The 21,518-nt window shown below is 37.5% G+C and carries 21 protein-coding genes and 1 tRNA gene; 9 read left to right on the top strand and 13 right to left on the bottom strand.

Translation table 11 applies throughout. The features are described from left to right. Positions 1 to 7: 7 nt before the first annotated feature. The 5 genes from ABIB30_RS02315 to ABIB30_RS02335 form a co-directional block, all read right to left on the bottom strand. On the bottom strand, positions 8 to 1,297 hold the full coding sequence (locus tag ABIB30_RS02315; RefSeq protein ID WP_354299137.1) for an HlyD family secretion protein: 1,290 nt from the start codon (positions 1,295 to 1,297) through the stop codon (positions 8 to 10). 24 nt (positions 1,298 to 1,321) lie between these two features. Beyond that, complete coding sequence (locus ABIB30_RS02320) at positions 1,322 to 3,508, bottom strand: peptidase domain-containing ABC transporter (RefSeq protein ID WP_354299138.1); 2,187 nt, start codon at positions 3,506 to 3,508, stop codon at positions 1,322 to 1,324. Positions 3,509 to 3,797: 289 nt separating this feature from the next. Next, a complete protein-coding gene (locus ABIB30_RS02325; RefSeq protein WP_317047983.1) occupies positions 3,798 to 4,142 on the bottom strand; it encodes a DUF983 domain-containing protein in 345 nt (114 codons plus the stop codon). 125 nt (positions 4,143 to 4,267) lie between these two features. Next, positions 4,268 to 4,882, bottom strand: a complete 615-nt coding sequence (locus ABIB30_RS02330; protein WP_354299139.1) for a Crp/Fnr family transcriptional regulator — start codon at positions 4,880 to 4,882, stop codon at positions 4,268 to 4,270. Positions 4,883 to 4,892: 10 nt separating this feature from the next. Next, on the bottom strand, positions 4,893 to 5,879 hold the full coding sequence (locus tag ABIB30_RS02335; RefSeq protein ID WP_354299140.1) for a D-alanine--D-alanine ligase: 987 nt from the start codon (positions 5,877 to 5,879) through the stop codon (positions 4,893 to 4,895). A 197-nt stretch (positions 5,880 to 6,076) separates the two neighbouring features. Here ABIB30_RS02335 and ABIB30_RS02340 point away from each other — a divergent pair, with 197 nt between their 5' ends. The 5 genes from ABIB30_RS02340 (at position 6,077) to ABIB30_RS02360 (ending at position 9,504) form a co-directional block, all read left to right on the top strand. After that, positions 6,077 to 6,844 carry a PASTA domain-containing protein gene (locus ABIB30_RS02340; RefSeq protein WP_354299141.1) on the top strand — a complete coding sequence of 256 codons (768 nt, stop codon included), beginning with the start codon at positions 6,077 to 6,079 and terminating at the stop codon, positions 6,842 to 6,844. A gap of 26 nt (positions 6,845 to 6,870) precedes the next feature. Next, the gene (mltG, locus tag ABIB30_RS02345) at positions 6,871 to 7,926 is read left to right on the top strand and encodes an endolytic transglycosylase MltG (protein ID WP_354299142.1); all 1,056 of its coding nucleotides are present in this window, start codon (positions 6,871 to 6,873) and stop codon (positions 7,924 to 7,926) included. 5 nt (positions 7,927 to 7,931) lie between these two features. Beyond that, positions 7,932 to 8,339 (top strand): acyl-CoA thioesterase, encoded by a 408-nt coding sequence (locus tag ABIB30_RS02350; protein ID WP_354299143.1) that lies wholly within the window; start codon positions 7,932 to 7,934, stop codon positions 8,337 to 8,339. After that, positions 8,340 to 9,305 (top strand): YihY/virulence factor BrkB family protein, encoded by a 966-nt coding sequence (locus ABIB30_RS02355; protein ID WP_354299144.1) that lies wholly within the window; start codon positions 8,340 to 8,342, stop codon positions 9,303 to 9,305. 109 nt (positions 9,306 to 9,414) lie between these two features. Continuing rightward, positions 9,415 to 9,504: transfer RNA gene (locus tag ABIB30_RS02360), tRNA-Ser, on the top strand. Between the two features lie 689 nt (positions 9,505 to 10,193). Here ABIB30_RS02360 and ABIB30_RS02365 read toward each other — a convergent pair. The 5 genes from ABIB30_RS02365 to ABIB30_RS02385 form a co-directional block, all read right to left on the bottom strand. Further along, complete coding sequence (locus ABIB30_RS02365; RefSeq protein WP_354299145.1) at positions 10,194 to 11,132, bottom strand: alpha/beta fold hydrolase; 939 nt, start codon at positions 11,130 to 11,132, stop codon at positions 10,194 to 10,196. A gap of 1,414 nt (positions 11,133 to 12,546) precedes the next feature. Continuing rightward, entirely contained in the window at positions 12,547 to 12,879 is a 333-nt protein-coding gene (locus tag ABIB30_RS02370) for a hypothetical protein (RefSeq protein ID WP_354299146.1), read from the bottom strand. Between the two features lie 10 nt (positions 12,880 to 12,889). Continuing rightward, a complete protein-coding gene (locus tag ABIB30_RS02375) occupies positions 12,890 to 13,282 on the bottom strand; it encodes a type II CBASS E2 protein (protein ID WP_354299147.1) in 393 nt (130 codons plus the stop codon). A 4-nt stretch (positions 13,283 to 13,286) separates the two neighbouring features. Next, positions 13,287 to 14,435, bottom strand: a complete 1,149-nt coding sequence (locus ABIB30_RS02380) for a nucleotidyltransferase domain-containing protein (protein WP_354299149.1) — start codon at positions 14,433 to 14,435, stop codon at positions 13,287 to 13,289. Between the two features lies 1 nt (position 14,436). After that, entirely contained in the window at positions 14,437 to 15,273 is an 837-nt protein-coding gene (locus tag ABIB30_RS02385; RefSeq protein ID WP_354299150.1) for an SMODS-associated NUDIX domain-containing protein, read from the bottom strand. Positions 15,274 to 15,359: 86 nt separating this feature from the next. Here ABIB30_RS02385 and ABIB30_RS02390 point away from each other — a divergent pair, with 86 nt between their 5' ends. The 4 genes from ABIB30_RS02390 to ABIB30_RS02405 all read left to right on the top strand — a co-directional run bounded on the left by ABIB30_RS02390 (position 15,360) and on the right by ABIB30_RS02405 (position 18,373). Continuing rightward, entirely contained in the window at positions 15,360 to 16,046 is a 687-nt protein-coding gene (locus ABIB30_RS02390) for an RNA polymerase sigma factor (protein WP_354299152.1), read from the top strand. Continuing rightward, positions 16,043 to 16,390 (top strand): hypothetical protein, encoded by a 348-nt coding sequence (locus ABIB30_RS02395; protein WP_354299153.1) that lies wholly within the window; start codon positions 16,043 to 16,045, stop codon positions 16,388 to 16,390. The genes ABIB30_RS02390 and ABIB30_RS02395 overlap by 4 nt, the downstream gene beginning before the upstream one ends. Then, positions 16,362 to 17,198 (top strand): ImmA/IrrE family metallo-endopeptidase, encoded by an 837-nt coding sequence (locus ABIB30_RS02400; RefSeq protein WP_354299154.1) that lies wholly within the window; start codon positions 16,362 to 16,364, stop codon positions 17,196 to 17,198. Before ABIB30_RS02395 ends, ABIB30_RS02400 begins: the two co-directional genes overlap by 29 nt. 455 nt (positions 17,199 to 17,653) lie before the next feature. Continuing rightward, the gene (locus ABIB30_RS02405) at positions 17,654 to 18,373 is read left to right on the top strand and encodes a hypothetical protein (protein ID WP_354299155.1); all 720 of its coding nucleotides are present in this window, start codon (positions 17,654 to 17,656) and stop codon (positions 18,371 to 18,373) included. Between the two features lie 4 nt (positions 18,374 to 18,377). Here ABIB30_RS02405 and ABIB30_RS02410 read toward each other — a convergent pair whose 3' ends face one another. The 3 genes from ABIB30_RS02410 to ABIB30_RS02420 form a co-directional block, all read right to left on the bottom strand. After that, positions 18,378 to 19,262 carry a reverse transcriptase family protein gene (locus ABIB30_RS02410; protein ID WP_354299156.1) on the bottom strand — a complete coding sequence of 295 codons (885 nt, stop codon included), beginning with the start codon at positions 19,260 to 19,262 and terminating at the stop codon, positions 18,378 to 18,380. Continuing rightward, a complete protein-coding gene (locus ABIB30_RS02415) occupies positions 19,243 to 19,533 on the bottom strand; it encodes a helix-turn-helix domain-containing protein (RefSeq protein WP_354299157.1) in 291 nt (96 codons plus the stop codon). Before ABIB30_RS02415 ends, ABIB30_RS02410 begins: the two co-directional genes overlap by 20 nt. A gap of 1,502 nt (positions 19,534 to 21,035) precedes the next feature. Continuing rightward, positions 21,036 to 21,305: a hypothetical protein gene (locus ABIB30_RS02420; protein WP_354299158.1), complete on the bottom strand. Its 270-nt coding sequence runs from the start codon at positions 21,303 to 21,305 to the stop codon at positions 21,036 to 21,038. Positions 21,306 to 21,518 lie beyond the last annotated feature (213 nt).

The raw sequence follows: 21,518 nt of genomic DNA on the forward strand, positions 1-21,518 counted from the left end.
CCCTTACTTATTCCCGCCCATTCAACTCCTTCATAATGTTCCGGTAAAACCGCTGCAACAACGAACTCTCTTCCGTAATGATCTCTGCATTACCCAACATACCGTTTTTCAGCACTATTTTATGCAGGTTATCTTTACTTTCAAACGTCTTAAAACCAACCTTGGCAATAAAAACACTATCTCTGAATGCCACATCCGAAATGTAATTTATATTCCCTCTGATCATACCAAACTGCTCATAAGGATAACTATGCATCTTAATTAAAGTACGCTGGCCAATACGGATCTTTCCCATATTATTCTGAGGAATCTGTATCTCCCCAAAAAAGTCAGTATTTCCAGGATTAATCACAAACAATTCCTGATTCACCGCGACACTCTGATTCTGCTGAATAACACCAGCATAACCAAGTGTTCCGGAAACCGGCGCCAATACCACATACTGATTAATCCAGACCTCTGTATCACTGATCACGCTATTAATTGCCTGTAAAAACTTAGCCCGCTGCTCTGCAATCGTATTCTCAAGATCCAGGATTTCCTTTTCTTTCGTAGCATAAGCCACCGAATTATTCAATAAAGCCGTTTCAGTTTGCTGCAAAGGATATTTTCCCGATAAATATTTGTTTTCCTGTTCCTGAAATTCACTTTTAGAAATGACGTTTTTAGCCATTAACTTTTGATAAGAAAGATACTGCTGCTCTATATTTGCATACTCCTTTAGCTGTACTTTCTGCTGAGTCACAATCTGGCTTTTAAGACCTTTAATAGACTGCAAATCTCTTTCCAGATAAATACGCTTTTCCTGGTAATAACCACCCTTCTGAGTAGAAAGGTATTTCACATATTCCTGGTAGAAATTCTGATAAGCAGCCTGCAATTCACCCAGGTTGCTATTTGGCGATAACAAAGACAGGCTTAACGGTTTAGCGGTTAACACCAGCTCGCGCAATGACTTTAATTGCGTTGAAAGCTTAAGCACATCCCGGTGCGAACCCGTACTTTCCAAAAAAGCCAATGGTGCACCTATTTCTACCTTTTTATTTTCTGGCAGCAACAACTCCATTAACTTACCCGCCCGCTTTGCATAAACAGGCTTAGGCGCATTGAGTGAATTGATTTTCAAACTCGTACTAATCACATCCGGATACCGGATAAAAGCAGCAAGCAGAATTATACTTAAAATGACAAAGAAGACAACCATAATACCCCGGCGAAGTATCCATGCCGGTACAGCGGTGATAATTTCATTCACCTCTTCACTATGATTCTCCTGATATATAGGTTCTTGTGGCATTTATATTCCGTGTAATTTAATCCGTTAACTCCCAAGTTCAAGCTGATTCCTCACCAGCTGATAATATTCACCTTTCAATGCGATCAGTTCAGCATGCGTTCCCTCTTCCAGCATACGCCCCTTATCAAGCACCACTATATTGTCTGCATTTTTCACCGTACTCAAACGATGGGCAACCACAACCACCGTCCGTCCTTTAAAAAAGCTTTCCAGATTATCCATAATCACAGATTCATTTCTTGCATCAAGCGCATTTGTCGCCTCATCAAAAAACAGGAACTTTGGATCCTTGTAAACGGCTCTCGCAATTAAAATCCGTTGTTTCTGTCCCTGGCTTATTCCATTTCCTTCAGAACCTATTTTGGTATTTAATCCTAAAGGCAAGCTTTGTATAAAATCATTGATATTAGCCACCTTCAACGCATGCTGAAGCTTCGCATGGTCAGGATAATGATCACCAACAGCAATATTCCTCGCTATAGAATCCGAGAAAATAAAACCATCCTGAGTAACCGCACCACACTGGCCACGCCAAAAACTAAACCCCATCTGGTTGAGATGTGTATTGCCAATATAAATATCCCCACGCTGTACCTCATAAAAACGAAGCAATAACTTAAGAATAGTCGTTTTTCCACTACCACTCATCCCAACAATAGCCGTAGTTTTTCCCATTGGAATAGTCAGGTTAATCGCAGACAATACTGGCTCATTACCAGCACCGGGGTAAGTAAAATCTACATTATTCAAGCGAATACTATGATCCTCCGGCAAATCCCTTACAAAAGTCTGGTCCGCAGGTTCCTCATCCTCCAGTTCCCGGATCTCATTCAACCTTTCCAGAGAAATCTTAGCATCCTGCAACTGCTGCAAGAAACCAATCATCTGTTCAATAGGGCTGTTCAGCTGGCCAATGATATATTGAATAGCCATCATCGCACCAAGCGTCAACTGCCCTTCTATCACCAGTTTGGCAACCAGAAAAGTAATCAGAATATTTTTTCCTTCATTAATAAAGAATGCCCCAACCTGCTGATACTGCCCAAGCGCAAGGCTTTTCACATTGAAACGAAACAATCTTGACTGTATCCGCTCCCACTCCCAACGCTTATCCTGCTCACAATTGTTAAGCTTAATTTCCTGCATCCCATTAATCAGCTGTACAACCGTACTCTGGTTTTTAGATGAAATATCAAAACGCTTAAAATCAAGCTCCCTTCTTTTCTTTAAAAAAATCGTAACCCAACCCGTATACAAAGCAGTACTGATCGCAAAAACAACAAAAATACTGATGTTATAATAAGCCAGCACCACAGAAAATATAACCAGGTTAAACATAGAAAAGATGATGCTCAAGGTCGGGCCGGTCAGAAAAGTCTCAATACGCTTCTGATCATCCATCCGCTGTAAAATATCACCAGTCATCTTGGTATCAAAGAAAGACATCGGCAATTTCATCAGCTTGATCAGGAAATCAGTTAAAATAGAAATGTTAATCCTGGTACTGATATGGAGCAAAATCCATGCACGTATAAAATCAACACTCATCCGCCCGATAAAAAGCATCACCTGGGCAATCAGAATAATATAGATAAAATTAAGATTCCGGGTATTGATCCCCACATCCACAACCGACTGTGTTAAAAAAGGAAGAATAATCTGTAACACACTACCCACCAACAGGCCAGCAAAAAGCTGTAGAATCAACTGCTTATACCGGTAAAAATATTTCAGCAGGTAGCGGATATCCATCCCATCTTTTTTATCTTCCTCCACCGTATAAAAATCCGGAGTCGGAGCTACAATTAAGACCACTCCCTCCACAGCCCCCTCATTAAATGAACTCAGCCAATGCGATGAAATTTCTTTCTCATTATAGCGGATCAACCCTTTTGCCGGGTCTGCCACCATGAACTGCCCATTTTTGATCTGATAAAGCACTACAAAATGATCCTGGTCCCAATGCAAAATAGCAGGAAGATCTACCTGCTTCAGTACCCCTAAAGATAACCGCGCACCAGTAGTCCGGAAACCTATCTTTTCTGCAGCCTCACTAATACCCAACAAAGAAACACCTTCCCGGTTAATCCCCGAAATTGCACGCAGACGCTGCAAACTTATATTTTTACCAAAATATTTGGCGATCATCCGGAGGCAGGTAGGCCCGCAATCCATCTGGTCAAACTGCTTATAGAAAGTGAATTTTTTCAATATTTTATTACCTAACAATAGCCAAACACAACCATAATAGATTAATTTAAATAAAACAACAGTTAAAATAAAGCCATTTTACTATCTAAACAAGATCATATTTTTTTAAATATGCGAAATTCTTACCAAAGGATGCAAACATCTTCAGAAGATAGTTTCAGAGAAGGAAACAACAGTTTGAAGAAGAGGTACATTAAGCGATAAAAATCAAGTACCCCCTGAAATCACAAAAGTCCCTGCTTAGGCAACAGGGACTTTTTATATACTTGAAAAATAAGCTGCCGGAAAACTAAGCAGGTTTAATGACATTTTTTGGTTCATCACCACTGCCAGGAACATACCCCAACCCAGGGGTTAACCAATGTAAAAGCATTACCCTTGAATAGCGGTAATTAAACGGAGAACAGACAAATACTGTCAATAGCAAAATACCTACATAATACCATAGGTTATCATAAACAAGTGCTAAGCCCAAAACATAAGTAGCTACACTTGCACTAATCATTTCTGCTACATTCATTGCATAACTAATAAACATTGACACATAGAAATATCCAGGCTCTCTTTCGAAACGAAGATTACAATGCGGGCAAAACTCATTAGTGATCTGTCCTTTGAACGAAAAAGAATACATTTTACCAGTAAATATGTCACCCTGTCTACAACGAGGGCATTTACATTGGACGACGGCTTCTAACTTTGTAATAGGGACCATAACGTTAATTTTATTCGTAATAATTAATCAGACAAATCTAATCATTATAAAACATCCATTTTATGATCTACATCATATCCTGTTTTAACAATCTTCCCGCGGATAAGTTTGAGCTCTCCGCCAGCAGCCAATTTCTTTATCGTTCTGATCACCGTTTCTACTCTTAAACCACTCATATCGGCCAATGTTTGCCTTGTAATGTTCAATGCAGCGCCATCCTCCAAATCCTGAGACAAGTAATTGATCAAAGTAAATAAGCGATGTTCTGCCTGTTCATTGGCCAGTTCCTCCAGCATCATAGATTTGTAAAATAACCTTTTACTCATGGTCATAATCAAATCCATAGTAAAATCGCTGTTTTCTTCGATCATTTTCAGGAAAGCCGGTTTATCCAGCTGAATCACTTCCGTATCCCGAGATGCAATTGTATAAGCCAGATACGGACGGTCCAACAACAATGCAGGCTCCCCAAAAAGCTGTTTTGACTTAAAAACACCCTGAATAAACTCTCTCCCATCCTGGTTAACCGTCGCCATCCGAACCTCCCCACTTTTAATAAAGTAAGCATATTTCGGATGCTGTCCCGGTTCATAAATCACTTCTCCTTTTTTATAAAAAGTAGTCTTGAAATTATGTGCTGTTAAATACTGAATATACATCTATAACCTGTTAACCAATAGTCTCTTTAATCAGTTTTGTATAGAAATCATTCAGCTTCATGCCAAATGCAGCTACCTGCTGAGGAATAAAGCTCGTTACGGTTTGTCCGGGAATTGTATTGATCTCAATAAAATAGAAATCACCCTCATCACCCACTAAAATAAAGTCAATCCTCACTACCCCTCTGCAATTCAATTTCGCATAGATCGCTGTGGCAATTTCCTCTACTCTTTTTTTAGTCTCCAGGCGTATTGGTGCCGGTGTAGTTTCTACAGCTACTCCTGGCGTGTACTTCGCTTCAAAATCAAAAAACTCTTTAGCCGTTTCCACTTCAGTAGCAGGCAAGACCGTAATTTTACCATCTAACTTTACCACACCTACCGTAAATTCACGTCCTTCAATAAATTCTTCAATCAGTATTTGTGCATCCTCTTTAAAAGCCTTGTCAGTAGCTGTCTGCAAGTCATATTGATTTTTCACTTTACTCATTCCGATACTGCTGCCACCATTGTTTGGTTTCACAAAGTAAGGCAGGGTCAGTGAACTTTTAACATCCGCTAAATTATAAGGCGTGTTTTTAAAGATCTGTACAGACTTGGCCACGAATAAATTCGGAATATCCTGTACAATAGATTTAGTATACCCTTTATTCATGGTCACTGCCGAAGTCAGCGCATCACACGTGGTATAAGGTAAATTCAGCATATCAAAATATCCCTGCAACTTACCATCCTCACCCGGAGCACCATGAATCGCAATAAACACGCCGTCAAAAGTGATTTTTCTTCCATTGTAAAGCACTGAAAAATCATTGCGGTCTACCTCTATTCTGACCGAATCTACCGGTTCATAAAACCAGCCCTGCTGCGTCAGCATAATTTTGTAAACATCAAACTTATCCGGATCGAGATTATGGGATATAGTTGCGGCGCTTTTTACAGAAATTACCCTTTCTCCTGTTGTACCTCCAGTTATTAATGCTATTACTTTCTTCATAAAATATATTTCTTTAATAGCCGTTATGAAGCCTTTATGCTTTCAGATTTCATTCCGGATATTCCTGATTAATCAAATTAAACGATAAGATATGGGTCAAAAATATTAAAATACTTTATTCAGATCTCATTTAAATTCCGATAAAATATATTTTTAGTCTAAATTTGAGCCAAATAACAGGCACACAAAATAAATAAATGGCAAAATTCATCTCCTACTTACAAACTAAATCATTCAGAAACAACCTTATCGCTGCCATCGCCACTGTGGCAATACTCTTGTTCATCGCTTTCTTTAGTCTGCGTTATTATACCAAACATGGCCAGGGATTAAACGTACCAGCTGTAAAAGGCATGGCTTTTAACCAGGCTGTATCAAAATTAGAAGCTTTAGGTCTGCGTTACGAAGTAGACTCTGTATATATTATGGACATGCCTCCAGGAACTGTAATTGACCAGGATCCAGAAGCGAATACATTTGTAAAAGACAACAGAACAATTTATCTGACTATTAATACTGCGCAAGCTCCAAACGTTAAATTTCCAGACGTTCAATTCAAATCTTTCATCGAAGCACAAGCAATTATTGCCAGTTTTGGATTAAAAGTTGGTGACACTGTTTATAAAGCAGATGTGAGCAGAGATGTCGTATTGGAAGTTTCTTTCGGCGGCTCAAGTATCAAACCAGGAGACGTTATCCCTAAAGGCTCTAAAATAGACTTATTATTAGGGGATGGCCGAGGCAACGAAGACGTAGAAATCCCTGCGCTTTTAGGTTTCACCAAAGACGAAGCAGCCTTCTCACTCAGAGGCTCAAACCTTAAACTTGGAACAATAACTTACGAAGGAAATATCACGGACACCGCAAATGCCGTTATTACCGCACAAGACCCGGCGCTTTCAGATACACTTGGAAAAGTGAAAATCGGAACCCCGGTAAACATTACTCTATCAAACAAGAAATAAGCGCATAAATCAGAATTCCAAATTCTATGACTACTGAAACGACCAAAGAAATCAAAAAGAGTACTAAATTTATATGGGCCGCTGTATTAGTCCTACTTGCTGTAGGTGCCTTTTATGGCCTGAAAATGTATAAAGTTTACTTTGCCCCTAACATCTCGGGTAAAGAACAATACCTGTATATTAAAACTGGCTCTAAAATAGATGACTTATATAAAGAAATCAAGGATAAAGACCTGTTAATGGACGCTGGAAGTTTCGGTCAGGCCGCAGTTAAAATGGATCTGGCAGAACGTTTAAAACCAGGACGCTATAAATTAGCTAAAGGCATGAATAACCGCAGCCTGATCAACTTAATTAAAGCCGGTAATCAGGAACCAGTAAAACTGAAATTCCATAACATCAGGAAAAAAGAAGAATTTGCAGCATACCTTTCTAAAAGTCTGGAAGCAGATTCAGCAACCTTTATCAAAGTATTAGATTCAGCAGCACTGGTAGAAAAATACGGATTTACTGTAGACAACAGCTATACCATGTTCATCCCGAATACTTATGAGATGTACTGGAATACCACTCCTTTAGAATTCTTCGACAGGATGCAAAAAGAATACGATAAATTCTGGACCGCAGAACGCAAACAAAAAGCTGCAGCCTTAAACCTGACCCCTCAACAAGTGACCATTCTGGCATCTATAGTTGATGGAGAAGCTTTGTACGACAAAGAAATGCCTTCTATTGCTGGCTTATACCTTAACCGCTTAAACAAAGGGATTTTATTACAAGCAGACCCTACCGTAATTTTTGCTAATGGAGACTTTACCGTAAAAAGAGTAACAGGCCCGTTGTTGCGCGTAGAATCAAAATATAACACTTATAAATACGCAGGTTTGCCTCCAGGCCCGATTATGATGCCAAGTATCAATGCTATTGATGCGGTATTAAACCACGAACACAATAACTATATTTATATGTGCGCTAAAGCTGACTTCTCAGGCTACCACGCCTTTGCAGAAACCAAAGCACAACATGAAATTAACGCAAAAGCATACAGAGCAGCCTTAGACAAACGTAATATTTTCAAATAGGCCCAATGTATACGCACAGCACAAAGATCAGAGTAAGATATAGCGAGACCGATCAAATGGGATACGTTTACAACGGAAACTATGCCCAGTACTATGAAGTCGGAAGAGTAGAAATGCTGCGCAGCCTGGGCATGACCTATGGCAAAATGGAAGAAACAGGGATCATGCTCCCACTGCTGGAACTTAAATGTAAATTTATAAAACCAGCATATTACGACCAGGAGATTACGATCAAAACCTATATGAAGGAACTTCCGGGTGTCCGGATGTTATTTGATTACGAACTATTTAACGAAAAAGAAGAATTGATCAATATCGGAGCTACTACCTTAGTATTCTTCGATATGGTCAAAAAGAAACCGTGCCCCCCACCAGGTTATTTTCTGGAAAGGATTGCACAATACTATGAATAAATGAATTGGGTACACAAACAACTTTTAAAGATTAGGCTATATTCATTGTTTATAGACTGGACAAAAGTTTATGTACTGCCAGGATTTAGCCCTATACCACTCTACACAGTGGCTTCATTTTTTTTTAGGGAACTCGGCAAAGATTCTTTAGTGAACAAAGCATCATCGCTAGCCTATACCTTTATGCTAGCGATTTTCCCCGGAATCATTTTTCTGTTTACCCTGATCCCCTTTATCCCTAAGCGAATAGGTTTTCAAGATCAGTTAATGGTTTTACTACAACTGATCCTTCCAGCACAAGCCTATAAAGCCTTTGAAGCTACCCTATCAGAGATCATTAAAATACAAAACGGGAAATTACTTTCCTTCGGTATTATATTGTCCGTGTTTTTTGCCACCAATGGGATGCACAGCCTAATGAACGCCTTCAACAAGTCGTCATTAGTGGTAGAAACCAGAACATGGCTTAAACAGCGGCTTATAGCTTTAATATTGACCTTTGTTCTTGCCGTGTCACTGATTATTACTATCGGAGCAATGACTGTAGGAGAAATTGCACTGAACTATATTAATAAAGGTTTACACATCAAAGGACACTTTATCGTTTATATCATTGACATATCCAGATGGGCACTGCTTGGGATTCTGTATTTCGTGACCATATCTATTCTATACAGATATGGCCCCGCCAATACTAAGAAATGGAGATTCTTCAGCCCAGGTTCCTGGCTTGCCACCATCCTTGCATTTTTAACTATTTGGGGATTCTCATTTTATATTAACCACTTCGGATCTTATAATAAAGTATACGGATCTATTGGTACATTGATTGTTATTATGATCTGGTTATACCTAAATTCTCTGATACTTTTAATCGGATTTGAGCTAAATGCCAGTATGGACCTGACAAAACGCAGCGTCAGAATCATCAAACAACCCTTTAATCTGTTCAAAAAAGGCGGTTAAAAGGAGGTTAAATAAATTTTTCTACCTCAGCATTAACCAGTTATCAATTTATTGTTAAAAAATCAACATCATTGTTTGCAAAATCAAGCCGTATTTGTACTTTTGTCGCGGAGAGTTGGCAGAGTGGTCGATTGCGGCAGTCTTGAAAACTGTTGACTTGTCAAAGGGTCCGCGGGTTCGAATCCCCCACTCTCCGCCAAACAAAAATGCTACCCGATAGGGTGGCATTTTTTGTTTTAAACCGGCCTGAGCCCTTCAGCTCAGAGGCCAGATTAAAAACAAAAAAGGTCATTGAGCGCAGCGAAAAGCATTTTTGGTTGAAGCCTCCCCCAAAAGGGATCAGCGAGAGTAGCGAGCTAATCCACATTGGAGAATAAGCCTTAAGGATGACTCATAGATAATCCAAGCCTGCAAATCATACGATAGCAGGCTTTTTGCATTTTAGAGTTATCCAAAATATGCACCGTTTCCCATCCTGCAGGTGAGCGATTCGGTGAATAGATTTGGAAATTGAAATGACTCATCGAATTTCATATATCTATTTGATATACAGCACGTTCAAAGACTAAACATCTTGATTACTAATAACTGCAAAGCTAAATTTGTAAACCCCTAATGTGCAACATTATGAAAACTAATTTCAGCTTGATCTTCTACATGAAGAAGCCAAAAAACTACGTAAAAGGCTCTGCCGGGATCAAGCGGAATTCTTGGGGGGAAGAAAATCCCTGGGGACCTGAATAGCCAGGTCACCTTGATCACTGTGAACTTTTTTCTTCGTGTGATTTACCGAGATCATCCAAGTAGTGAATGTTATACACATTTAATTGCTGTTATTATACACTTCAAACAAGGAAGCGCTACGACGGGATCAATTATTTTATTTTCCTAAAAAGACTCAAGTTCTGCTACAATTCGTTTAGATTGTGTATGATGTAGATAATGAGAACCAGGCAATAAGATTAGTTTTCCCTTATTCACGCTGTTGGCTTGCGCTTGATGCATTTCTGTCCAGCCTTTGACAGCTGAGTTTTCGTCTGCAAATAATAAAACCGGTAAATCCTTCGGGAAAGATAATTTTTGAGCATCTTTAAAACTCTTACTTAATGAAGTTGCTTCTCTGTGCAAAGTATTGTTTCCGGTTACTTTCATCGTAATCATGTGTTCTTGTTCAAAACGGTGTACTTCTGATTCTTCTTTAGGTTTTTCATTTCCAAAAAACTTTAAAAATGCACGCATTACACCTACTTTGGCTAAAAAATCCATAGGTGCCGAATTATAACCCGGCCAAGGTTGTGTTGGCACACTGGTATCAATACCTACAAATGCGATTGCTTTACCTGGATAATTGTTAATGTATGCTAAGCTGTAAAGCCCAGCAATGGAATGCCCCATTAATATAAACCGATTAAGATTTAATTGTTTCACAACTTCATGGATTTCTTCCGACATATTATTCAAACTGCGTTCACGATTTGTTTCACTACTCAATCCATAACCAAAAGGTTCAATCGTGATCACTGTATACTTTTTGTCTAATTCTCTGATTAATGGTTCAAAATCTAATCTTGGGCTTGCCGTTCCAAATCCGGTGAGTAACACAATCGTGTCTGGATCATGGCCATCTATTGTAATATTCATTGTACCGTCAAAAATTTTTATTTTTTGACCATAATCTTCAATTTTATCAGCTTCGATGCTTGAATTGACTTGATGAATCAGGAATGTAGTGATGAGTAGGATAGCGATTATGGCTACAATTCCTACGATTGTTTTTAAAAAAATTTTTGATATTCTCATTATGAGCGAAGGACGGTTTTTATCCATTTTTTTTAATTTCGGTATTATTTTGCAAGATTACAGCTTGAATATTTAATCACTTGGGCATTTCGGAATGTTGATGCCAGTGTTTTCGGTCAACCTATGCCAATTATAAGACCATACAAATTTATAAAAAATACTGCGATTATTCCTGCTCTTAGTTCTTGCGCTTTCATTGCTACCACTGAATAAAAATTTCTGTAAATTTGTATTCAGTTAATACTGTGCTTACGACAGATCCCGGCGATAGAATTCTCTGCACGTAGCGCTTCCATCACGATCAAAATTTCTATTCTGCAGTGAAGATTCTTCGGGTACAGCGACGTACATCCTTGATAAAATTTTCGGGGATTGTTTTTTTGGTCTTCCCATAATGATTAAAGTTATTTTTTTTAGGAAAGCACTCTATTAGTTTTAAATGAATTATGTCCAAAAGACAAACTTTCTGAGCATAAAATTTCTGCGACCTATCATGTTGGAGAAGATTTTTGTTTTAAAACATTTATACCTAAATTTATTATACAGCATTTGCAGCTATAAAAGATATTAAGATCGGTGAGTGATTCGGTGAGTCACCAATCTCTACCCTTCGATACAATACTTTAAAGCGGGATTTTAAGTTAGGGAACAATTCCCCAACTCTCCGCCAAACAAAAATGCTGCCCGATAGGGTGGCATTTTTTGTTTTAAAGCAAGTTCTGCGTGCCTTCGCGCAAGGCTTGGTTTAAAACAAAAAAGGTCATTGAGCGCAGCGATAAGCATTTTTGGTTGAAGTCTCCCCCACAAGGGATCAGCGAGAGTAACGAGCTAATCCACATTGGAGGATAAGCCTTTGGAAAAAGTATTCCACTCTGCAACCTACGAACGGAGCGAGAAAAACACCAAGCATCATAGTAATATTATTTCCATCACCGCTAAAACAAGAATTTCACTAAACTCGGAACTCATTGATTCATGAAATGTATAAAGTGTTCGAATCCCTCTTCCTCCGCCAGAAGTACGAAAACGCACATTGTTAGAACACGCACTTTTATTTTCATATGTAACTAAAAAACAAATGATTACAAATCACAGAAAAGATGTCCTTTATATAAAATCACAGATTTAAACCAAAAACAGTGCTATTTTTTCTAAAAAACGGTACAAAACATAAATAGCCTTAAGGGATTCGAACACCTTAGTTTACATCTTTAGCGGACAAAAGTGAGAATCCGACTAAAGGTTGACGCAGGAGTGCAGAATCTCACCCTCTGTATAAATTATACCTAAATTAGGTTAGCTCCAAATTGGTTAAGGGCAAACCTTTTCTACTGTATCGCCGTTTTTGCACCTCTCAAATACTGATATACTTTTCCAATTACCATTTTGACAGTCACATTCGGTATATTAGCTATCTATCCTATCAGTCAAAACAAATGTATTAGAAATTATCTGGTTCAGTTTTATGCGCAGTAGCCAGAGCATCGGTAAATTTATTATCGAAATGACTTAACAACATCTCTATAAATCGGCCATGATAAACTCCATAAATTATAGTGCTCATATCGATGTTTTCATTTTTTAAAATCCCAAACCTTAATTCACCAACATATATCTTAGGACGTAGCCAGGCGTCATATCTCCATTGTTCAGGTGTATGTGTGAAATCGCCGTCTGCGTCATAAGACCATGTTTCAATTTTCTCTTCATCAATTTCTTTTTTGATGGCAGCCAATAGATCAGCCGGTGCGTTTGTTTCAATTATTATTGCCATAATTTATTTTTTAATGTTCAATTCCACCTCCAAGCCATTGCCCGGTAGCAAACCATATCTCGTAGTAATATAACCATACCGAAATCCAAGGGACAATCGTTTCAGAGATAAAATCCTGTGGAGTCCATTCTCTTGCTTTAGGATAATATAAGCATAATGAACCATCCCCGTAGGTATGTTTAATTATACCATTTATTACTCTAGGCTTTAACTGATTATTAAGCACGGTAATAACAGGAGAGCAGTCCTGTGTGTACTTAATTCTAATGGTATAACAGTCACTCAACGGTGTTGGCTGAATTACTGCTTTAGCGGTAAATACATTTGGTTGATGCTGGGCATACCAATCAGGAAGATTCCGTTTAAAATCCAAATACTGCTGCATTGGCGTTATTTTCTTCATATCACTAAGAATTACTACCGTAGAAATTGTTTGGTATAACGGTAGTTGAAGAAGGTAAAATGCCTGTTAACAAACCACTTTGTCTTGATACGCCAAGTTGACCATTATTTCTTGCTTTATGAATGTAATCGGATTGCTCAATCAGCGAGTTTGTACTTGTATTTTCACCAAACATTTCCTTAAATATACCAATGATATTATGTATTCCTTTGGCATCTTCAATTTTATCCCAATGTTTTTTAAAATCGACAATGAACTGAATAAAGTTTCTATATAAGTGGGGCTCGTTTATCCATTTGTCTGAAAAAACCTCTTTGGTATTTGCCGGGTTAACGACATGTAGTACTTTACCATTCAGCATTCTTAAATCCTCATAGGCTCTGTTTACGATTCCTTTGATGGCTTCATATTCAGATTGCGCACCATTGTAGAACATTCCTGCTATGGTGGTAAGGATGATACTTGAGGTCGCAGAACCCGGACTGTCCTTAAAGTAAATGTCTCTGTAGCGTTTTATAAGTTGAACGGCCCGTTGCAGAGGTTGCATTAAGTGATACGGAATCTGATTTGGCAGGTCTTCAGCACGTAACGACTTTTCCAATAGCATTAATTCTTCCTTAATGTATTTCGATTTGAACCATTCTGCATATCCCTTTGGATTGCTTGGTGTCCAATCTTTTAATGAGCGATCAGGTACAACAATTCTATTTGCATCAAGTGCCGACTCTTGAAATCCGGGAAGAATATCTATATGGAACAAGTTAGCATAAACTATTCTGATACACCTGTTTTTTCTTTTAAGCATTGTTTTGTACTGTCCGTGTTCCCTTAATCTTCTTTCTAATTGATTTAATACCTCCACTGGATCTAATCCCTCATATGGTATTGTCATGTGAATAACGATGTCCAAATCAAATTCATCGCCTTGCAGAGGTTTTACATTGGTCCCAATACGATAAGAGCCTTGTGCATAAATATCAAATGGAACGTTATTGAAAAAGCCAAGATCACCTTCAATCCATTCTGATACTGCATTATAACTTCGTTCTGCTGATGCTCGTCTGGAATCATCAAGTTGCAATTTTTCCGCGATACGGTTTAGTAAGTCATCAAGCTGTTGATTAAATGTCTGTGGTATATACATGTGGTTCATATTATTTTATTTTAAATTCTTTATCAAAAAGCGAAATGGTATGCTCTGCGATTGCAAATATTTTAGTGTTGTCAGGTAAATAACCAAGTCTTTTTATCGTATCTTCCGTTACCCACCTAAATTTGGAACCAGGATGCTGGATTTGTAGCAAATTCCTTAATGCAGTTACTTGCTCCTCACTAGGCAGTAGTTCATATACTTCATGGATTAAAATTTCTGGAGATTCATAAAATGCAGAGTAGTGTATGTAAAGCGGATTCCTATGTAGGAACTTATAATTGATATGGGGAAACACATTACTGTCTAGAATATGTGTTCTTATCAATTCCTCACAGAACTCCCGCCAATGTGATATTTCCCTATCTTGATTTGAGTCAAACCATTGCAAAAATTTATGCAGAGACTTCCCCTTAACACGTATTCTTAAATCCTGACGTGTGGTATCGCATATAGGAATACATTTGTCATCTAAAATTTCTAAATCCTGAAACAATTTCGATGAATCTGGCAACCTTTTGTAAACCCCGCCTACAGGCTGTAACTGGTCTATGTTACGCCCTTTTACGAGCAGATACTGACCGTCAATATTAATTTTAAAAATATAAGCGGCAGAAATCCTAATGTGCCTGTTCCTGTAAATTGTAGCTGCGAGAAAACAAACCCATAGCTTGCTTCTTAAATTGATGATTGTGTTAATGGCCATCCCTAACAAAGCGCCAAACGCTCCTATGGCTAATTCATGTAATGTATCGTCCACTTGCTTATTGGGTATCCAGCTATCGCCAAAGAACATGAATACTCCGAGAAACAGAAATGTAATAATGTAGTATAAAGGCATAATCTCTCTTTTGTATAGGTATATGAAAAAACGTGACAAAGCTGTATCTTGTCACGGAATATCATATACTAAACTGAAAACACTGTATGGATGACGCTTCTTCATTTGTTTCTCTGGACGATCTGCGTAAGGAATCATCGATTACGCTTTTGGAATATATGGGGATGAACGAAGATGAACCAGTTATTGCAGAACTTGCATTTAATATATTTTATGAGAAATTTTCTCCCGCATTTATGGTAGTCTGTGAAAAGGCATGTTACCACTACAAAGATTTATATGATGGCTTGGCAGAGGTTATTTTTAATAATGCACTTTGCAAAGCATATTTCAAGGCTGCTCAGTTTAAATCAGACAATAGAGATCCCCAAAAAGTGGATAATGATGTAAAAAGATGGCTCTACGGCATAGCAAACAACGAACTATTTATGGAACTGCGGAAGATAAGGGTCAGCTCGAACCTTGACATTGTGGAAGACATCATGGTTTTGGAATCAGAAATCGATCACGAAGAACCACTTATTTCAGAGTGCTATGAGAAGGAGATATTAAATGAAGCCCTTGCGACGTTAAGTGATAAGGAAAGAGGCATTTTATTAATGTGTTACCAGTATAGCGAAGACGGAAAAAATATACCTTCTAATGTAATTGGGAGAATAAACACTATTTTTAATATCAAAGAGCCAAACCGACGACAGATCAAGAAGCGGGCTCTGGAGAAATTGTTACAACAAGTAAATTATCTACAATCAAAAATCAAAGTTAAGAAATGACTGATCTTAAATTAGTTCCAGGGAATTTAGATAACCTTTCTGAGTTTGAACGAAGATTAATCAAATCTCTCAGAGGTAACGGACATTTGTTTCCATTGTCTGATGAAGAAATTCAACATTTTGAGGATTGCCATGATAAGGAGATTAGAAGAGCCATTTCCAAGGTTCCTTCAGCCGATGACATTCTAAAAAGAGGTAGGATTGAGAAGAACTGGACAATAATTCCATCTGTTGATGAAGATATTTCCAAAAACATGGCGCAGGCAGCTCGTGAAGGAAAGACCCCAACAGATGCAATTAAACAAAAAATGTTAGATGACAGGAACAAGTCGAAAAACAAATAATCCTTCCTTAACACAATTAAAAACTCCCAGGAAACGTGTTCTTTCTGCCTTGGCACGAGGTGTTGCTGATCTATACTGTCCAGATCTACCAATATTACCAGAGCAAATAGCAAAAGCAAGTGGCCTAACATTTAATTATGGAAATTATGAGGACTATTTCGACGGAATGCTTGAGCACCTGGCTGGCGATTTTCACATTTATATGAATATGGATAAATCGCCTCAAAATAGCCCGAGGTCAAGATTCACTTTTGCTCATGAATTGGGGCATTATTTCATCGATGAACATCGCATTGCATTAGAAGCTGGGTTAACGCCTTCTCATCCTTCCTATACAAATTTTCAATCGGAAAACATTATTGAAAAAGAAGCTGACTACTTTGCAAGTTGCTTGCTGATGCCAGAGGATAGGTTTAAGTCCGATTGTAACAGTAAACCATTTGGACCCGAACTTATCAATTCACTAACTCAAAAATATAATGTAAGTGCAACCGCTTTTTTATTGCGTTATGTGCATAGTGAGCAAGTACCGCTAATGGTAATTTGTAGTAAAAATGGTAAGATAAGTTGGCGATGGGAAAGTGATGATTTTGAATTTAAGTATTTAAAATCAGTGAAAGGATCTATACCGGGGGTATCAGTAACAGCAGAGTTCTATAAAAATGGTACCGAGTACGTAACTCCTCAGAATGATCTATATGTTGAAGACTGGTTCAACTACACCGACCGCGATCCCAATACTTTCCGGCTTAAAGAATTCTGTATTTATGCAAAAAGGCAAGGCATGGTGTTAACTATGCTGTGGTAGTGAACGTCGGTTAAGACCTAGTAGAGTATTTAGGAAATAATCTATAATTCTGTATTTCATTTAATTTTATATTTTTGCAACTTATGCAATTCTTGATTTTGATTGGGATTATACTTGGTATAATCGCATCGGTCTGTGTAATTGTCACCTTCTGGTGGGCATTTACTGATCGTTATCACAGTAAGTAGGAAACTACTGAAGCGCTATAGATAATGTAAAAAATTTAGATGAGTTAGGCTTCTTTATGGAGCTGGGGGCGCTCACTTTCTGCGCCCCTTTTTTATTTCCGTTAATTGGCCAAAGAGAGCAGGCAGTTCCAAGTCATTGCAATAGCAAACAGCAAATTCTTATCTAAGCCGATTGAAGTCTAAAGGTGGGCAGCTATTAAAACCCGTAAAAATTAATTAATTGCTGTATTCTATTCAAATTGATAGATTAGCATATTATATAAATAAATGAGTCAAAAATACGTACATGCCAGCTGGAACGGTCAAAGTTACTGGCACGGCACTTCAACAATATTCTTAGAATCAATTCGCAAAACAGGTCTTGGAGCAATCAATCCAAGTAGGGACTGGAAGTTATTAGAACTACTGGCATTTCTTTATAATGAAATTATCACGTTAAAAATCAACAACGAAGTATTCGAAATTCATCGTGTTTCTATTGCGGCCGCGATATCACAAAGCACACTTGATTATGGCGATATCAAATTAAACTTCCAACATGATGGCGTGTATATTTCTGCCAGCAGCATTCGCGCGGCGACGTATGCATGTGAAAATCATGTTGGAAGCGAACTGCTTCAAAAATGCATGGTTCTTTTAAGTATACTAATTTCTACCGGAAATGAGCCTGAGATCCCCAAAGAGCTGGATATTTTGCAAATACGTCAATATTTGAGCGTGGCTGCTAAACCAATTATGATAGAAATCAGGGAAGTTCCAGACTCGGACTTACTCTTTGAAGATGGAACCGATGCCGCTGAAAAACTTAGCGATTTGCGTGATGTGTTTGCCAAATTGCCTATACCGCAACAGTTTGAGAAACTTCAGTTTTATAACTTTCGTCTCCTCAAGCCAGTACAGCCAGCACTACTTTATATTTATGATGTTGATTTTGAAGGTAGTGTAAAGACTAGAGATTTTCAATTCTATCTGACCCGTATCCGGTGATTCTTTAATTGTTGGTGTTATTTGGTTTGATCTTTTTAGTATTTGTCTTCCTTATATTATTAAGATAAATTGAATATGGCTTATGATCTGCATTCGTTGCGACCTCGGCCTCGGCCTTTTCAATAATCCTCTTTGGCGCGTCTATTCTGTCTTTAAAAACATATATTCCGGTTATGTTTTGCTCTCCTTTATAATTGGTTTTTCTATAGCTGATTTTAAAATCCCCATTCTCACCCTTTACCATATCCAGAATTTTTTGGTGTAAATGCTTGAAGCTTCTTGTAGAAGAAAAAGTCAAATCATCAACAAACCTGGTATAGGTAATCTTATGCCTATTACAAAATGCAATCAGCTTCAAATCCGCATTCATAAATACAAGGTTGGCAATATGTCCACTTGTAGGCGTACCTTGGGGCAGTTCATACTTTAGTGTAGTAAGCTTAGTCAGATAGTGTGAAATATGCGTTGAAAAACCAAATCCGATGAAAGTACGATATACTTGTTCTGAAGTAATATTGGGATAAAAAGTCTGCAAATCAGTAGTAAACATAAAATCATTACCTTCATGAGCTTTCGCATTAGTAATGTTACTTTTTGTTTTCACTCCACCATGAACCTGTTCTGGTAGCTTTATGGGCGTAATGATTTTATCTTTTATTCTTTTTTGTATTACTTTCAATTCACGAAGCGAGGCACGAATTGTTCTAGACTTTATGGTACCATCCATATAAGTTTTTGGAGTGCCAGTTTCTTTGTTTTCTTTTATCTCGGTCCATTCCCTATAGTAACTATCAAGTTCATCCAGCGTTTTTAATATACGCTGAGGAGTAAAACCAATTAAAGCACCAAGTTTTTTCAGTTCGTTAGCTTTATATTTCGAAGCATTCATTGATAAGATTTTTTATCGATGGCGCTAGTAGTTCAAAGTCTTTACGTTTTTCCGCCTGAACGTCATCTTCATTCAGCGATAGGAAAAACAAAATAGGCAATGGAACATCAAGTCCTTCGCTGATATTTTTTAGCGTTGATAAATTGGGCTCTTTTGAGTTATTTTCAATCTGCGAAAGGTAAGTTTGAGTAATACCACAAACAGCCGAAAACTCATCTTGGGTTTGGCCTTTCTGTTTTCTGATTTTTTTAATTATACTTCCTAAATCCATTTTGAGTAGGTAAAAAAATTAAGGAGTGCTCGGATCTAATTTCGACATCGGGGTTTCAAAGGCTGTTTTCAAACGAAATATATTAGCAGTAAGGCGGTTATTTTTTCAAGCGCTGCCCGAATCTGTTTATTTGTCTTACCTTTTTTCCGTTTAAGAATCCTGAGTCTCTCCAACACCTCTTTTAGGACATCTCTGTCACCATCCGAAGGAAAACACTGGTTCTGGGCGATAGCTTCAACAAATTGAATGACGCTATCAATGTTTTGATTTTGTTTTAACCTACTCATATTATTACATTTTAATTTGACATTATTGTCTGCTTTGCAATAATGCCTAATATGAGTGGTTGGCATCTTCTCTCTGAATGCGTAGTTTGTGTTCTCACTACACTCACTTAAAATTCTGCTTAAATAAAAATAAGCTAACATCTACGGATAACGGAACGAGACGGTCAACGACGGGGCGCATCACGATCAGATTCAGCATCTGCAAAATTACCCGTTAGGGTTGCCTTTTCAGACTTTCAATTAGACTCCATTTAGAGGTGGATATCAAAACACTTTTCAAAGAACTATGATTCAAATGTACAGAATATTACTGACAGTTAATATAAACCCACAACAAAATACATTAAAATAAATTAACATACTGAATATCAGCATAATAATTATCAGCAAACATTTTACTGTTTTATTTAGGTAGGCAACTTAAACACCATCATTATAATGCATAGATAATCGACTGATACATTACATTATCACACAATTCAAGTAAAAGCCACAACAAGAGTTGTAGTGCTAGGGTATCGTTGGACAAAATACATTGTAGAATAAATTTGAATCTCTCTATTATGTATTTCCATACAACAAAATGGCCGAAAACATCGGTTAAAGTTCAAATTAGGGCTTTCTCCAAACCACCGTTAAATCTATCAGTTTTCATCATCCTTCATTCGCTTCTTATTCTTATAGATTTCCCTGATTATTCTGAAAAGTTCCTGTAGATGTTGTAGTGGATAATCCGAATCTCCGATATTGAAACCCACTTTGGTACTACCTATAAGTAAAGAAGTGCTAATAGGATTTTCGAATGGATGGCGGTTACTTTAATGGAGCGTATTTTTTCGTGTTAAAAAATTGAAGTATCGGATGTTACTTTGATTGCATCTCCATCTTTTAAATATTTTATCAATTTGACTATATCGGCAAAAACTCTACTATTTCCCCAAAATCTGCCTCAGAACACTAAAAATCCCCTCTAGGTGTTCTATTAGAATTCCCTCTCCCCCTGCTGAATGGAATTCCATTAAACGAAATAAGGCTGCTCCTGAAAAGCAACCTTATTTCGTTTAAAATCATCGAATAAAAATCAAATTCAATAGCCCCTAAGTGTTCAAAGTATTTTTCTATTAGATGCGGGATTAGGTTAGAACACCCTATTTTAAGTTGAATATCTTTAGATTAACCATAGTATCAATATGTGTGTTTTTTATTTAGAAATACTTATCTAAAATTTGATAGCTGGTATTGATTGAGTCCAGCACCTTCAATATAAATTTCGTTAAAACCTTGAACATCCGTGATCCCGATACCACCTTCCATATTTAAATCTATATTATCAGATAAGGTAATACGATAGTCGAAATCATGAATATTAGAAATCCCTTTGTTGTTGCAGTGGGTTTGAACTAGAGCCTGATATTTAGAATAATTTTCATTTGGAATAAATAGTCCTCCGATTGTTTCTTCTCCTATATTGATGATGCACTTCATTATTATAAAAATTTGATTTCTGTATTTACGTACGTTTTATAAGACATTGTGGTTTCCTCCAGGTTTTATGCTTTCTCTACAGATATGACCAGATTCGTAGGTATTAATTTGATGGGGTAACTCATAATACATGTTGTCTACCGTTACAAGGTATAATATGAATTTTTATAAATTATCTGAACTCTTATTCCTGCTTCTATTAACTTTTGGTTC

It is taken from the genome of Pedobacter sp. UYP1 (assembly GCF_040547305.1).
In the GTDB taxonomy this organism is placed as follows: domain Bacteria; phylum Bacteroidota; class Bacteroidia; order Sphingobacteriales; family Sphingobacteriaceae; genus Pedobacter.

Bases quoted from the DNA above. Each gene is read 5' to 3' on its own strand.
- ABIB30_RS02330 (WP_354299139.1), bottom strand. From the start codon at position 4,882: ATGTATATTCAGTATTTAACAGCACATAATTTCAAGACTACTTTTTAT.
- ABIB30_RS02390 (WP_354299152.1), top strand. From the start codon at position 15,360: ATGGATGACGCTTCTTCATTTGTTTCTCTGGACGATCTGCGTAAGGAA.
- ABIB30_RS02315 (WP_354299137.1), bottom strand. From the start codon at position 1,297: ATGCCACAAGAACCTATATATCAGGAGAATCATAGTGAAGAGGTGAAT.
- ABIB30_RS02370 (WP_354299146.1), bottom strand. From the start codon at position 12,879: ATGGCAATAATAATTGAAACAAACGCACCGGCTGATCTATTGGCTGCC.
- ABIB30_RS02405 (WP_354299155.1), top strand. From the start codon at position 17,654: ATGAGTCAAAAATACGTACATGCCAGCTGGAACGGTCAAAGTTACTGG.
- ABIB30_RS02395 (WP_354299153.1), top strand. From the start codon at position 16,043: ATGACTGATCTTAAATTAGTTCCAGGGAATTTAGATAACCTTTCTGAG.
- ABIB30_RS02365 (WP_354299145.1), bottom strand. From the start codon at position 11,132: ATGGATAAAAACCGTCCTTCGCTCATAATGAGAATATCAAAAATTTTT.
- ABIB30_RS02355 (WP_354299144.1), top strand. From the start codon at position 8,340: ATGAATTGGGTACACAAACAACTTTTAAAGATTAGGCTATATTCATTG.
- ABIB30_RS02385 (WP_354299150.1), bottom strand. From the start codon at position 15,273: ATGCCTTTATACTACATTATTACATTTCTGTTTCTCGGAGTATTCATG.
- ABIB30_RS02335 (WP_354299140.1), bottom strand. From the start codon at position 5,879: ATGAAGAAAGTAATAGCATTAATAACTGGAGGTACAACAGGAGAAAGG.
- ABIB30_RS02410 (WP_354299156.1), bottom strand. From the start codon at position 19,262: ATGAATGCTTCGAAATATAAAGCTAACGAACTGAAAAAACTTGGTGCT.
- ABIB30_RS02375 (WP_354299147.1), bottom strand. From the start codon at position 13,282: ATGAAGAAAATAACGCCAATGCAGCAGTATTTGGATTTTAAACGGAAT.
- ABIB30_RS02325 (WP_317047983.1), bottom strand. From the start codon at position 4,142: ATGTATTCTTTTTCGTTCAAAGGACAGATCACTAATGAGTTTTGCCCG.
- ABIB30_RS02340 (WP_354299141.1), top strand. From the start codon at position 6,077: ATGGCAAAATTCATCTCCTACTTACAAACTAAATCATTCAGAAACAAC.
- ABIB30_RS02415 (WP_354299157.1), bottom strand. From the start codon at position 19,533: ATGGATTTAGGAAGTATAATTAAAAAAATCAGAAAACAGAAAGGCCAA.
- ABIB30_RS02380 (WP_354299149.1), bottom strand. From the start codon at position 14,435: ATGAACCACATGTATATACCACAGACATTTAATCAACAGCTTGATGAC.
- ABIB30_RS02350 (WP_354299143.1), top strand. From the start codon at position 7,932: ATGTATACGCACAGCACAAAGATCAGAGTAAGATATAGCGAGACCGAT.
- mltG (WP_354299142.1), top strand. From the start codon at position 6,871: ATGACTACTGAAACGACCAAAGAAATCAAAAAGAGTACTAAATTTATA.
- ABIB30_RS02400 (WP_354299154.1), top strand. From the start codon at position 16,362: ATGACAGGAACAAGTCGAAAAACAAATAATCCTTCCTTAACACAATTA.
- ABIB30_RS02420 (WP_354299158.1), bottom strand. From the start codon at position 21,305: ATGAAGTGCATCATCAATATAGGAGAAGAAACAATCGGAGGACTATTT.